9 protein-coding genes are annotated in these 13,210 nt (G+C 71.6%); 7 read left to right on the top strand and 2 right to left on the bottom strand.

Translation table 11 applies throughout. The features are described from left to right. The first annotated feature begins 1 nt into the window (after position 1). Genes BIV24_RS19840 through BIV24_RS19825 form a run of 4 tightly spaced genes read left to right on the top strand, consistent with a single transcriptional unit; the run spans position 2 to position 4,337 of the window. Entirely contained in the window at positions 2–1,153 is a 1,152-nt protein-coding gene (locus BIV24_RS19840) for an ABC transporter ATP-binding protein (protein ID WP_071367791.1), read from the top strand. Further along, positions 1,153–2,079, top strand: coding sequence for an ABC transporter permease (locus tag BIV24_RS19835; RefSeq protein WP_071367710.1), 927 nt, complete (start codon positions 1,153–1,155; stop codon positions 2,077–2,079). Before BIV24_RS19840 ends, BIV24_RS19835 begins: the two co-directional genes overlap by 1 nt. After that, positions 2,080–2,880: an ABC transporter permease gene (locus BIV24_RS19830; RefSeq protein WP_071367709.1), complete on the top strand. Its 801-nt coding sequence runs from the start codon at positions 2,080–2,082 to the stop codon at positions 2,878–2,880. Between the two features lie 38 nt (positions 2,881–2,918). Beyond that, positions 2,919–4,337 carry an NAD(P)/FAD-dependent oxidoreductase gene (locus BIV24_RS19825; protein ID WP_071367708.1) on the top strand — a complete coding sequence of 473 codons (1,419 nt, stop codon included), beginning with the start codon at positions 2,919–2,921 and terminating at the stop codon, positions 4,335–4,337. A gap of 62 nt (positions 4,338–4,399) precedes the next feature. Here the strand turns inward: BIV24_RS19825 and BIV24_RS19820 are convergent, their stop codons facing one another. Next, a complete protein-coding gene (locus tag BIV24_RS19820) occupies positions 4,400–5,029 on the bottom strand; it encodes a phosphatase PAP2 family protein (RefSeq protein WP_071367707.1) in 630 nt (209 codons plus the stop codon). Positions 5,030–5,644: 615 nt separating this feature from the next. Next, a complete protein-coding gene (gene gabT, locus BIV24_RS19815; protein ID WP_071367706.1) occupies positions 5,645–6,979 on the bottom strand; it encodes a 4-aminobutyrate--2-oxoglutarate transaminase in 1,335 nt (444 codons plus the stop codon). 306 nt (positions 6,980–7,285) lie between these two features. On the opposite strand from gabT, the gene BIV24_RS19810 reads away from it, so the two are divergent. From BIV24_RS19810 to BIV24_RS19800, 3 genes are all read left to right on the top strand, one after another. Further along, a complete protein-coding gene (locus tag BIV24_RS19810) occupies positions 7,286–9,709 on the top strand; it encodes an ATP/GTP-binding protein (protein WP_071367705.1) in 2,424 nt (807 codons plus the stop codon). A gap of 138 nt (positions 9,710–9,847) precedes the next feature. Continuing rightward, a complete protein-coding gene (locus BIV24_RS19805) occupies positions 9,848–11,515 on the top strand; it encodes a PucR family transcriptional regulator (RefSeq protein ID WP_071367704.1) in 1,668 nt (555 codons plus the stop codon). Positions 11,516–11,708: 193 nt separating this feature from the next. After that, entirely contained in the window at positions 11,709–13,154 is a 1,446-nt protein-coding gene (locus BIV24_RS19800; protein ID WP_071367703.1) for an aldehyde dehydrogenase family protein, read from the top strand. Positions 13,155–13,210 lie beyond the last annotated feature (56 nt).

The raw sequence follows: 13,210 nt of genomic DNA, 5'->3' as shown, positions 1-13,210 counted from the left end.
GATGACGACAGACAACAGCGGCGACGTCCGCCTCTCCGGAATCAGTAAGACGTACGGCTCCTTCACCGCCGTACACCCGCTCGACCTGACCGTGCCGCAGGGCTCCTTCTTCGCCCTGCTCGGCGCGTCGGGCTGCGGCAAGACCACCACCCTGCGCATGATCGCCGGCCTGGAGGAGCCCACGGCGGGCACCGTCCACCTCGGCGACCAGGACGTGACGCACCTGCCGCCCTACAAGCGGCCGGTGAACACGGTCTTCCAGTCCTACGCCCTCTTCCCGCACCTCGACATCTTCGAGAACGTCGCCTTCGGCCTGCGCCGGCGCGGCGTCAAGTCGGTGAAGAAGCAGGTCGACGAGATGCTGGACCTGGTGCAGCTCGGCGAGCAGGCGCGGAAGAAGCCACACCAGCTCTCCGGCGGCCAGCAGCAGCGTGTGGCCGTGGCCCGCGCGCTGATCAACCACCCCAAGGTGCTCCTGCTCGACGAGCCGCTCGGCGCCCTCGACCTGAAGCTGCGCCGCCAGATGCAGCTGGAGCTCAAGCGCATCCAGACCGAGGTCGGCATCACCTTCGTCCATGTCACGCACGACCAGGAGGAGGCCATGACCATGGCCGACACGGTCGCCGTGATGAACGGGGGCCGCGTCGAACAGCTCGGCTCGCCGACCGACCTCTACGAGAACCCGCGGACCACGTTCGTCGCCAACTTCCTCGGCAGCTCCAACTTCATCGAGGCCGAGGTCGACTCCAGGAGCGGTGAGGAGATCATGCTGAAGGCCGGTGGAGGCAAGCTCTCGCTGCCCAAGGCGCGATGTTCCGCGCCGACGACGGCCGGCGGCAAGATGCTGGTCGGTGTCCGCCCGGAGAAGATCTCCCTCACCCATGCCGACGACGCGGGTGAGATCCCCGAGGGCCGCAACCGCATCACCGGCAAGATCGCCAACGCCAGCTTCATCGGTGTCTCCACGCAGTACGTCATCGACAGCGCCGTCTGCCCCGAGTTCGCCGTCTACGTCCAGAACGTCGAACGCGACTCCCGGCTGGTGCCCGGCGCCGACGTGGTGCTGCACTGGAGCCCGGCCCACACCTTCGGCCTGGACGCTGCGCAGGACATCGACGCGGGCATCGAGACGGTTGAGGAGGAGGCCGCCTGATGGCCGCTGTCACCGAGGTGCCCCCGCCCCTCGCGCCCACCGCCCCCGAGAAGGCCCCGCGCAAGCGGGGCCGCTGGACGCCGTACTGGCTGCTGCTGCCCGGCATCCTGTGGCTGGTCGTCTTCTTCGCGCTGCCGTTGGTCTACCAGGCCTCCACCTCCGTGCAGACGGGTTCCCTGGAGGACGGCTACAAGGTCACCTGGCACTTCGCGACCTACTGGGACGCGCTGTCCGAGTACTGGCCGCAGTTCGTCCGCTCGGTGCTCTACGCGGCCGCCGCGACCGTCCTGTGCCTGCTGCTCGGCTACCCGCTGGCGTATCTCATCGCCTTCCGCGCGGGCCGCTGGCGCAACCTGATCATGATCTTGGTGATCGCGCCGTTCTTCACCAGCTTCCTGATCCGCACGCTCGCCTGGAAGACGATCCTCGCGGACGGCGGCCCGGTCGTCGGCACCCTGAACGCGCTGCACGTTCTGGACATCACCAACTGGCTCGGGTGGACGTCGGGCGACCGCGTCCTGGCCACCCCGCTCGCGGTGGTGTGCGGACTGACGTACAACTTCCTGCCGTTCATGATCCTGCCGCTGTACACCTCCCTGGAGCGCATCGACGGGCGTCTCCACGAGGCGGCCGGCGACCTGTACGCCAAGCCGTTCACGACGTTCCGGAAGGTCACCTTCCCGCTGTCGACGCCGGGCGTGGTCTCCGGCACGCTGCTGACCTTCATCCCGGCGGCGGGCGACTACGTCAACGCCGATCTGCTCGGCTCCACGGACACGCGCATGGTCGGCAACGTCATCCAGACGCAGTTCCTGCGGGTGCTCGACTACCCCACGGCTGCGGCCCTCTCCTTCATCCTCATGGCCGCGATCCTCATCATGGTCACGTTCTACATCCGCCGGTCCGGGACGGAGGATCTGGTTTAAATGGCCTTCGTACGCTGGCTCAAGCGCCATCTCGTCGTCATCGCAGGACTGTTGACGCTCGGATATCTGCTGCTGCCCAACGTCATCGTCACGGTGTTCTCCTTCAACAAGCCGAAGGGGCGCTTCAACTACCAGTGGCAGCGGTTCTCCACGGACGCCTGGAAGGACCCGTGCGGTGTCGCCGACATGTGCGGCTCGCTGTCGATCAGCCTCCAGATCGCGGTGTGGGCGACGATCGGGGCGACCGTCCTCGGCACGATGATCGCCTTCGCACTGGTCCGCTACCGCTTCCGCGCGCGGGGGGCCGTGAGTTCGCTCATCTTCCTGCCGATGGCGATGCCCGAGGTCGTCATGGCGGCCTCGCTGCTCACCCTCTTCCTCAACATGGGCGCGCAGCTCGGGTTCTGGACGATCCTGATCGCGCACATCATGTTCTGCCTCAGCTTCGTCGTCACCGCGGTCAAGGCGCGCGTGATGTCGATGGACCCGCGCCTGGAGCAGGCGGCCCAGGACCTCTACGCCGGACCGGTGCAGACGTTCCTGCGCGTCACCCTGCCCATCGCGGCACCCGGAATCGCCGCGGGCGCGCTGCTCGCCTTCGCGCTCTCCTTCGACGATTTCATCATCACCAATTTCAACGCGGGTTCGACCGTCACCTTCCCCATGTTCGTCTGGGGCTCGGCGCAGCGCGGAACCCCCGTTCAGATCAATGTCATCGGTACGGCCATGTTCGCCCTCGCCGTACTGTTCGTCCTGGTCTCCATGGCCATCGGCAATCGCCGAAATCGCCAGAAGGCGTAAAGCCGCACGGCGAAATGCACCCGTAGGGAGTTGAAATCATGGCCCCAAGCGCCATGACCCGTTGGACCAAGTCTCTTTCCGATGCCCAGCCGGTCTCGTACTGGCTGGAAGACCCCGGCAAGCCCCACCCCGAGCCCGCGCTCACCGGCGCCGAGACCTGCGACCTGCTGGTCGTCGGTGGCGGCTACAGCGGACTGTGGACCGCGCTCATCGCCAAGGAGCGCGACCCCGAGCGGGATGTGGTGCTGGTGGAGGGCCGCGAGGCGGGCTGGGCCGCCTCGGGCCGCAACGGCGGCTTCTGTGCCGCCTCCCTCACTCACGGCCTGGCTAACGGCCTCGCCCGCTGGCCGGACGAGATCCACAAGCTGGAGGAGCTGGGCGCCCGCAACCTCGACGAGATCGAGAAGGCGGTCGCCCGCTACTCCCTGGACTGCGAGTTCGAGCGCACCGGCGAGCTCGACGTCGCGACCGAGGCGTACCAGGCGCAGGAACTGCGCGACTGGTACACGGAGATGAAGGACCAGGGCCTCGCCGAGGGCACCGACTTCCTGGATGCCGAGGCGGTACGGGAACAGGTCGACTCCCCGACCTTCCGCGCCGGCCTGTACGACCGCCGGGGCGTGGCCATGCTCCACCCGGCCAAGCTCGCCTGGGGCCTGAAGCGCGCCTGCCTCGAACTCGGCGTCCGGATCTACGAGCACACGCCCGCGCTCTCCCTGAAGCCGTACGGGGGCGGCATGGCCGTACGCACCCCGTACGGCGGCATCCGCGCCCGCCGGGTGGCGCTCGGTACGAACATCTTCCCGAACCTGGTCAAGCGCGTCCGCTCCTACACCGTCCCGGTCTACGACTACGCGCTGATGACCGAGCCGCTGACCGCCGACCAACTGGCCTCGATCGGCTGGAAGAACCGGCAGGGACTCGGGGACTCGGCCAACCAGTTCCACTACTTCCGGCTCTCCGCCGACAACCGCATCCTGTGGGGCGGCTACGACGCGATCTATCAGTACGGCGGCCGGATGCGCGCCGAGTACGACGACCGCCCGGAGACCTACGCCAAGCTCGCCGGGCACTTCTTCACCTGCTTCCCGCAGCTGGAGGGAGTCCGCTTCACACACGCGTGGGGCGGCGCGATCGACACCTGCTCGCGCTTCTCGGCGTTCTTCGGCACGGCCCACCAGGGGAAGGTGGCGTACGCGGCGGGCTACACGGGCCTCGGCGTCGGCGCGACCCGGTTCGGCGCGGACGTGATGCTCGACCTGCTCGCGGGGGAGCGCACCGAGCGCACCGAACTGGAGATGGTCCGCAAAAAGCCGGTGCCGTTCCCGCCGGAGCCCTTCGCCTGGACGGGCATCGCCCTCACCAAGTGGTCGCTGGCGCAGGCCGATACGCACGGCGGGCGGCGCAACCTCTGGCTGAAGACCATGGACAAGCTGGGGCTGGGCTTCGACAGCTGACGCCGGGCCGGGGCATGCCCTGACCGTGGTCTCGGCATGCCCCGGCAGAGGGATGCCGCCTGTCAGCCGGGCCCGGTTCCGGAACCGGGCGTTTCAGAAGACGCTCTACGGCTGGTTCGGCTGAGGAGAAGCCGCAGCGAGGAGAGCACCACGGCGCCCAGGCACCAACTGGCCAGCACGTCCAGGGGCCAGTGGTAGCCGTGCCGGACCAGCCCGTAGGCGACCGCAAGATTCAGGGCCAGGCTGACGGCGAGGACCCCGCGGCGGGCGTACGGCGTGCGCAGCCAGGGCCACAGGACCAGGGCCGCCGCGCCGTAGGCGACCGCCGCGGTGGCCGTGTGCCCCGAGGGATAGAAGCCAGTGCCCGGGCCCATGACCGGCGGACCCGGCCGGGCGATCAGCTCCTTGAGCGGGACGATCAGCGCCGGGACGGCCGCCATGAGCGCTGCCGCGGTGACAGGGGGCAGCCACCACCGGTCTGTGCCGTCGCGCCGGGCCCGCCAGGCGGCGTAGGCCAGCACGACGGCGAGGACGGGGACGGCGACGGCGATGTTCCCCAGGTCGGCGAGGCCCCCCGAGACCTGGTCCGGGTGGGCCACGGCCCGGCCCACTCGCTCGTCCGCCTGCGCGAGCGGACCGTGGACGGCGACCTGCCAGGTGATCAGGAGGAAAAGGAGGGCAGGCGGCGCCATCAGGCGGGCCGACCGCCCTGGGGCAGGGGGCCTGTCGTCGTGTGAGGCAGCCGCAGGCTCGGGATCCGGGTCTTGGGGGGACGGCACGGCGAACAGCTTGGCAGGGGAGACCGGCCGCGTGGCATGCGGGTCCCCGTGGCCGGTTGGACCGGAGCCCGAACACGCCGAAGGGCCAGCGCAAGGGGGGGAGTGCGCTGACCCTTCGGTGAACCGCCTTCGGCGGCCGGTCCGGATCGGTGTGCCGCCCGCCCCGGGGGGTTTGGGGCGCGCGACCGTCCGACCGGTGAGGAGATCCGAAGCCGGAAGCTCCAGTTGTGTGCGCGAGGGCACGACCGGGTCAAAGCTGGGGAGGCTCCGGCCCGATGTCGCCCACAGTCCCCTGTGGGCGGGGTGTATCTCTCATCTGGGTAGAACCTACGGCAGGACAATCGGCTCCGACAGCCGGAACCACTACCCGCCATCCACCCCGCACACCTTCTTCACAGCCTCTGACCGCCGCTGTCCCGGCCCCGGAATCGCAGCGGACTCAAGGGCTGGGACGGGTGGGGCTGCTGGGGCGCGTACCCCTGCCTCAGCTGCGGTTTTCGCGTGGACGGGTGGCGGTGACCCGGTGGCTCAGATGCGCGCGAACCCCTGCTCGATGATGTCGAGGCCCTCGTTCAGCAGGTCCTGGCCGATGACCAGCGGGGGCAGGAAGCGCAGCACGTTGCCGTAGGTGCCGCAGGTCAGGACCAGCAGGCCCTCCTGGTGGCAGGCCTTGGCGAGCGCGGCCGCCGCCTGGGCGTTCGGCTCCTTGGTGGCGCGGTCCTTGACCAGCTCGATCGCGATCATCGCGCCGCGGCCGCGGACGTCGCCGATGATGTCGAACTTCTCGGCCATCGCCGTGAGGCGGGCCTTCATGGTCTCCTCGATCTCCTTCGCCCGGGCGTTGAGGTCGAGTTCCTTCATCGTCTCGATCGCGCCGAGCGCACCGGCGCACGCGACCGGGTTGCCGCCGTAGGTGCCGCCCAGGCCGCCTGCCTGCGCGGCGTCCATGATCTCGGCGCGGCCGGTGACGGCGGAGAGCGGCAGACCGCCCGCGATGCCCTTGGCGGTGGTGATCAGGTCCGGGACGATGCCCTCGTCCTCACAGGCGAACCACTGGCCGGTGCGGCAGAAGCCGGACTGGATCTCGTCGGCGACGAAGACGATGCCGTTGTCCGTGGCGAACTGGCGGATCGCGGGCAGGAAGCCCTTCGCGGGCTCGATGAAGCCGCCCTCGCCGAGCACCGGCTCGATGATGATCGCGGCCACGTTGTGCGCGCCGACCTGCTTGGTGATCTGCTCGATGGCCTGCGCGGCGGCCTCGGGGCCGCAGTTCTCCGCACCGGTCGGCCAGCGGTAGCCGTATGCCACCGGCACCCGGTAGACCTCGGGCGCGAACGGGCCGAAGCCGTCCTTGTACGGCATGTTCTTGGCCGTCAGGGCCATGGTGAGGTTCGTCCGGCCGTGGTAGCCGTGGTCGAAGACGATGACCGCCTGGCGCTTGGTGTACGCGCGGGCGATCTTGACGGCGTTCTCGACGGCCTCGGCGCCCGAGTTGAACAGCGCGCTCTTCTTGGCGTGGTCACCCGGCGTGAGCTCGGCCAGCGCCTCGGCGACGGCCACGTAGCTCTCGTACGGCGTGACCATGAAGCAGGTGTGCGTGAAGTCCTGCAGCTGCGCGGAGGCACGGCGCACGACGGCCTCGGCGGAGGCGCCCACGGACGTCACCGCGATGCCCGAGCCGAAGTCGATCAGGCGGTTGCCGTCGACGTCCTCGATGATCCCGCCGCCTGCGCGCTGGGTGAAGACCGGCAGCGTGGAGCCCACGCCCTGCGCGACCACGGCGGTACGGCGGGCCTGCAGCTCCTGCGACTTCGGGCCGGGGATGGCGGTGACGACGCGGCGCTCCTGCGGAAGTGCAGTCATGGGGGCTCCCTGATGATCGTGCGAACCGAACCGGATGGTGTGGCGCACCGGCGTTCCGGTGTGCCCGGTTCCGGGCGGGGGTGCTTTTCGGACGCTTACCTTCTTTTCTCGCAGGCTAGAGCCGGTAAGGGACAGTGGGCATGCTCCATGTGGGCACCTTGGGCGTATCCGCTTGTCCGTGGTGGACATAGCGTGGCAGACGACGTCGGCGCGGGCGCGGCGCGCGTAAGCGGTGAACTCCCCCTGCGGGGGCGTTAGATTGGCTCGCTGACGGTGCACGGAGCGGCTGGTCGGGGGGCAAGGGCGATGGACAGCGACGGGACGCAGGACGCGCAGGCCACACGGGCGGATTCCGTGCCGCGTCCGGCCACGCCGCCACGGGTTCCGCCGCGGCCCGCGCGGGCACCCGAGCTGCCCGCCGCGCCCGGTCAGCCTCCGCCCCGCCGGCCGGCCGTCGCCGACTGGCTCAACGAGCCCCGCCCGGCCGCCGCCCCCGGAATCTGGCGCTTCGGCTTCCGCCTGCCCAAGGCCGCGCAGGCGTCCGGCCGGCTCGCCCCGGTCACGGTCGTCGGCCTCGCGGTCCCCCTGGTGGTGGCGCTGGTCCTCTGGTCGATGTGGCGCCACGGCACCGTCCCCTACAAGTGGGCGGTTCTCAGACTGTTCACCCCGAGCGACTGGTGGTGGGCTGGTACATCGGCCCCCAAGGTGTGGCAGGGCCAAGAGGCCATCGTGGTCTACGACGGCGCCTTCTTCGGCCTGCTCATCTACGCCATGGGCCGGCTCGGTAGCTGGCCCGACGTCCTCCGGCACGTCGTCGGCCGCCGTGAGCAGCCCGCGCGCGCCCTCCTCGCCGCCCTCGGTGCCCTCGTCACGCTGAGCTTCGTGTTCCCGAGCGCCTTCCCCGGCGTCGGCTGGAACGCCCTGCCGGTCGCCGCCCCCGTGTTCTCCCTCGCCGCCCTGGTCTCCGGCGGCTACGACCTGTTCCAGTCGCAGCTGCTCACCGACGGGCTGTACGCGCTCATCACGGCACTGGTCCTGTGGCCGTTCGCGAGGATCGGCGGCTGGTGGGCGCTGGCCCAGCAGTGGCGCGCCGTGCGCGACCGCACGGACAAGGGCCGGACCGCACAGCCCCGCCCGGACGTGCCACGCGCGCGGTGGCCCGAGCTCCGGGAGGCCGGAGCGCACGAGGCGGCGGACGTGCTCACCGCAGAGGTGCTCGACGGCCGGATGAACGACGTGGACTGCGCCCGGATCGGGCACGCATGGACCGCGGCCAGGAACGAAGGGCGCCTCGCCGCCTTCACCGAGACCGTGCTGCGCCAAGGCGGTGCCGCCTGGACCCACCCGTCCGGGGCCCGGGACCTGCCCGGCCGCACCGCACGCCACGATCTGCTCGTCGAACAGGTCCGCATCGGGCAGTGGGCGGCCGGGGAGCGCACGCCCGTCGCCTACCGCGGCGCGGGCGCGGCCCTCGGCCGGGACGCGCTCGCCACCTCACTCCTGGCCGTGGGGCCGCCGGGCTCCGGGAAGACCCGCCACCTGGTCGCACCCGTGGTCGAGTCCCTCGCGCTGCAGGCTCTCACCGGCCGGTGCGCCGTCGTCGCGGTGTGCGCAGCCGGCACGCCGCTCGCCCCGGACTCGGCGTTCGACGTCGTGGTACGGATCGGGGACCCGGCGTCCGTCCACGACCTGGATCCGTACGCGGACTGCGACGACGCCGACGAAGCGGCCGCCTTCCTGGCCGAGGGCCTGGCTGGGGACCTCGACACCGTCGGCGGCCAGCGGGGGGCGACCGCACTCGCGCAACTGCTCGGCCCCTACCGGGCGGTGCACGGCGCCTTCCCGCCCCTGCCCGTGCTGCGGGAACTGCTGGAGGGCGAGCCGTCGGCGCTGTCGTCCCTGCGCGAGGCCCTCTCGGGGGAGGAGCACGCCGCGATGTGCCGCGAACTCGACGCCCGCGTCCGGCAGATCGGCACCACCGCCGACGCGGGTCCGGCGCTCGCCGACCGGCTCGCCCTGCTGGACCGGCCGGCCTTCGCCGAGTTCTTCGGCGCCGGCGGCACGGTACGGCCGTTCTCGCTGCGCGCCGTGGCCCACCATCCGCTCCGGGTCCGTATCGACCTTCCCGAGCACGGGCACGAGGAGGCGTCCCGGCTGATCACCCGGCTGGTCCTCGCCCAGTTCGGTGCCGTCGTGCGGGGCGGCGAGCGCTCCCACTTCGCCTGTCTGGTCCTCGACGACGCCACCGGGACGGTGACCGCCGAGTCGGTACGCCGCATCCAGCGGCTGCGCTCCCGGAACGCGGGAGTGGTCCTCGCCCTGCGCACCATCGGCGACGTCCCGGAGGCCCTGCACGGGCCGCTGTTCGGGGCGGTCGGCTGCCGCATGGCCTTCTCCGGCGTCACCACATGGGACGGCGGCCGGTTCGCCCAGGCCTGGGGCACGCAGTGGGTGGAGACCCGGGAGGTCGCCAAGCACACCGTCTTCGCGCACCAGCCCATGACCCGGGCCATCCATGCCCTGCGCAAGCTGGTGACCGGAAGGGCCGTGACCACGGATGCCGTGACCGTCCGCCAGGTCGAGCGCGAGCGGTGGTCCGCGTCCGAGCTGGCGCACGCAGTGCCGCCGGGGCACGCGGTGCTGTCCTTGACAGATATGAAGGGCGAGCACGCACCCCCCCTGCTCGTGGACCTGCGCGGCCAAGGGTCCGAACAGGACGTCCGAACATAAGCGCCCGAGGCGACCGTACGGTGAGGCAGAATCGACAGAGGTCGTTCATACGCGGCGGCCAATGGATCACAAAGATCCCCCAGTCCGTGACCGCCACGGATTCCGTACAGACGGAGTCCGTGCTGACCTGAAGGCCTCATGCCCCTCACGCTCGCCTCGCTCGTCCACCACTCCGCGCTCAAGCTGGCCGTGCGCGCGGGCGAGGACCGCCTGGACGTCCCCGTCCGCTGGGCCCACGTCAGCGAGCTCGCCGACCCCGTGCCCTACATGGAGGGCGGTGAACTGCTGCTGATCACCGCGCTGAAGCTGGACGCCGAGGACCCGGAGGTCATGCGGCGGTATGTGAAGCGGCTGGTGGGCGCGGGGGTGGTCGGGCTCGGGTTCGCCGTCGGCGTCAACTACGACGAGATCCCCGAGGCCCTCCTGGACGCCGCGCGGGAGGAGCGGCTCCCGCTGCTCGAGGTGCCCCGGCGGACCCCCTTCCTCGCCATCAGCAAGGCCGTCTCCGCGGCCAACGCCGCCGACCAGTACCGGGCCGTGACCGCCGGGTTCGCCGCCCAGCGCGAGCTGACCCGCCAGGCCCTCAGCGAGGGCCCCGAGGGGCTGCTCGCCGCGCTCGCCGCGCAGGTCGACGGCTGGGCCGCGCTCTACGACGCGTCCGGCGCCGTCGTCGCGGCCGCGCCCGAGTGGGCGGGGCGCCGCGCCGCGCGGCTCACCGCCGATGTGGAACGGCTGCGGGAGCGGCCCGCGCCGGCGAGCTCCGTGGTCGGCGGGCCGAGCGGCGAGGACCGCGTCGAGCTGCACTCCCTGGGCACCGGGCGGCGCCCGCGCGCCGCGCTCGCCGTGGGCACCGCGGCCCCGCTGGGCACCGCCGAGCGGTATGCGGTCCACTCCGCCATCGCCCTGCTGACCCTCACCACCGAGCGGTCCCGGTCCCTGCACGCCGCCGAGCAGCGGATCGGGGCGGCTGTGCTGCGCCTGCTGCTCGCCGGGCAGCCGGACCACGCGCGCGCAGTGGCCGGGGACCTCTACGGCGCCCTGCTGGACGCGCCGTTTCGCTTGATCCTCGCTGAGTCGGCGTCCGCGTCGGCCGCCCGGGCGCACGCCGACGGGCACGCGCGCGTGGCGCCCGCGCCCCAGGCCGCCGCGGCGCTCGCGGGGGCCGGCACGGACGGCGATCCGCTGGACGGGCTCGCCGAGACGGTGGAGTCCGCCGCCGCACGCTCCGGCGAGGCCGTGCTCGTCGTACCCGACGCGGAGCGGCTCGTCGTGCTCGCCGTGGACGGGGGCGCCGCCGTCACCGCGTGCCAGGCGTACGCGCAGGCGGTGCAGGCGGCGCGGGCAGCGGTCCGTGAGCAGCCCGCCACCGACGAGAACGAACTGGTCGTGGGCATGTCGGCGCCCGCCGGTCCGATCGCCACCGCTGCCGCTTACAAGCAGGCGGAACAGGCGCTGTCGGTGGCCCGGCGGCGGGGCCGGTCGCTGGTCGAGCACGAGGAGCTGGCGGCCGGGTCGGTGCTGCCGTTGCTCGCGGACGACGCGGTACGCGCCTTCGCGGACGGCCTGCTGCGTGCCCTGCGCGAGCACGACGCCACCGGGCGCGGCGATCTGGTGGCCTCGCTGCGGGCCTGGCTCTCGCGCCACGGTCAGTGGGACGCGGCGGCGGCCGACCTCGGCGTCCACCGCCACACACTGCGCTACCGGATGCGGCGGGTCGAGGAGATCCTGGGACGCTCGCTCGACGACCCGGACGTACGGATGGAGCTGTGGCTGGCGCTCAAGGCGACGGCCGCGGCGGGGGAGTGACGGCGCCCCGGGCGTAGTCCCGTCGTACTGGCATACGCCACCGCGTCCTCCCGAAGACCGCAATGGCTGTACATCCCGTACTACGCCCGCACCGCAGTGCTACTCCCCGGACAAACGACCCTTCGCCGCCCCGGCCCTACCGTGGACGACGCAACCCAAGGAACACCCAACCTCGGAAGGGCCGGGACCCGACATGACCTCCACCCACGCCTTCTGGCTCGCCGGCCGCCAGGCCACCGGTGAGACCACCTTCGACGTCACCAATTCGTGGGACGGCCGACTCGTCGGCAAGGTCAGTGTCCCGACCGAGGCCCAGGTCGAGGAGGCGGTCGCTGCCGCCTACGCCGTACGGGACGAGTTCGCCGCGCTCCCGGCCCATGTACGGGCCGCCGCTCTCGACCACGTCTGCAAGCGGCTCGTCGAGCGCACCGAGGAGATCGCGCAGGTCATCTCCGCCGAGAACGGCAAGCCCATCAAGTGGGCCCGCGGCGAGGTCGGCCGTGCCGTCTCCGTGTTCCGCTTCGCGGCCGAGGAGGCCCGCCGCTTCAACGGCGGCGAGGCCATGCGCCTCGACACCGACGGCGGCGGCCAGGGCCGGCTGGCGCTGATCCGCCGCTTCCCGAAGGGTGTCGTCCTCGGTATCGCGCCGTTCAACTTCCCGCTGAACCTGTGCGCCCACAAGATCGCACCGGCCATCGCCGCGGGCGTGCCGATCATCCTCAAGCCGGCGCCCGCCACCCCGCTGTCCGGCCTGATCCTCGGCGAGCTGCTCGCCGAGACCGACCTGCCCGCCGGCTCCTGGTCGGTCCTCCCGGTCACCAACGACCAGATGCCCGCCCTCGTCCAGGACGAGCGTCTGCCGGTCATCTCCTTCACCGGCTCCGAGAAGGTCGGCTACGCGATCATGGACTCGGTGCCGCGCAAGCACTGCACCCTGGAGCTGGGCGGCAACGGCGCGGCCGTCGTCCTCGCCGACTACGCGAGCGACGAGGACCTGGACTGGGCCGCGAAGCGCATCGCCACCTTCTCCAACTACCAGGGCGGCCAGTCCTGCATCTCCGTGCAGCGGGTGATCGCCGACGCGTCCGTGTACGACCGGCTGGTGCCGCGCATCGTGGCCGCCGTCGAGGCCATGGTCACCGGCGACCCCTCCGACGACGCGACGGACGTCGGCCCGCTGGTCAGCGAGGACGCCGCGAAGCGCGTGGAGTCCTGGGTCGACGAGGCCGTGGCCGCGGGCGCCACGCTCCTGACCGGCGGCAAGCGGGACGGCGCCTCGTACGCGCCGACCGTGCTCACCGACCTTCCGGCCGATGCGACCCTCGCCTGCGAGGAGGTCTTCGGACCCGTCCTCTCCGTGCAGAAGGTGAACGGCGAGGCCGAGGCGTTCGCCACGGTCAACGACTCCAAGTACGGCCTCCAGGCGGGCGTGTTCACGCACGACCTCCAGGTCGCCTTCCGTGCACACCGCGCCCTCGAGGTCGGCGGTGTCGTCATCGGCGACGTGCCCTCCTTCCGGGCCGACCAGATGCCGTACGGCGGCGCCAAGCGGTCCGGTGTCGGCCGTGAGGGCGTGAAGTACGCGATGGACGACTACACGTACGAGCGTGTCCTGGTCCTGACGGACCTGGCTCTCTGAGTCCACCCTCAGCCGACGGCCGGAGCCCACTGTGCGGGGGCTCCGGCCGTCGTCGT

It is taken from the genome of Streptomyces colonosanans (genome assembly GCF_001866645.1).
In the GTDB taxonomy this organism is placed as follows: Bacteria; Actinomycetota; Actinomycetes; order Streptomycetales; family Streptomycetaceae; genus Streptomyces; species Streptomyces colonosanans.
Note: the sequence above shows the minus strand (reverse complement) of the source record. Positions and strands in the feature narration are given on the sequence as shown.

Bases quoted from the DNA above. Each gene is read 5' to 3' on its own strand.
- gabT (WP_071367706.1), bottom strand. From the start codon at position 6,979: ATGACTGCACTTCCGCAGGAGCGCCGCGTCGTCACCGCCATCCCCGGC.
- BIV24_RS19830 (WP_071367709.1), top strand. From the start codon at position 2,080: ATGGCCTTCGTACGCTGGCTCAAGCGCCATCTCGTCGTCATCGCAGGA.
- BIV24_RS19810 (WP_071367705.1), top strand. From the start codon at position 7,286: ATGGACAGCGACGGGACGCAGGACGCGCAGGCCACACGGGCGGATTCC.
- BIV24_RS19840 (WP_071367791.1), top strand. From the start codon at position 2: ATGACGACAGACAACAGCGGCGACGTCCGCCTCTCCGGAATCAGTAAG.
- BIV24_RS19820 (WP_071367707.1), bottom strand. From the start codon at position 5,029: ATGGCGCCGCCTGCCCTCCTTTTCCTCCTGATCACCTGGCAGGTCGCC.
- BIV24_RS19825 (WP_071367708.1), top strand. From the start codon at position 2,919: ATGGCCCCAAGCGCCATGACCCGTTGGACCAAGTCTCTTTCCGATGCC.
- BIV24_RS19800 (WP_071367703.1), top strand. From the start codon at position 11,709: ATGACCTCCACCCACGCCTTCTGGCTCGCCGGCCGCCAGGCCACCGGT.
- BIV24_RS19805 (WP_071367704.1), top strand. From the start codon at position 9,848: ATGCCCCTCACGCTCGCCTCGCTCGTCCACCACTCCGCGCTCAAGCTG.
- BIV24_RS19835 (WP_071367710.1), top strand. From the start codon at position 1,153: ATGGCCGCTGTCACCGAGGTGCCCCCGCCCCTCGCGCCCACCGCCCCC.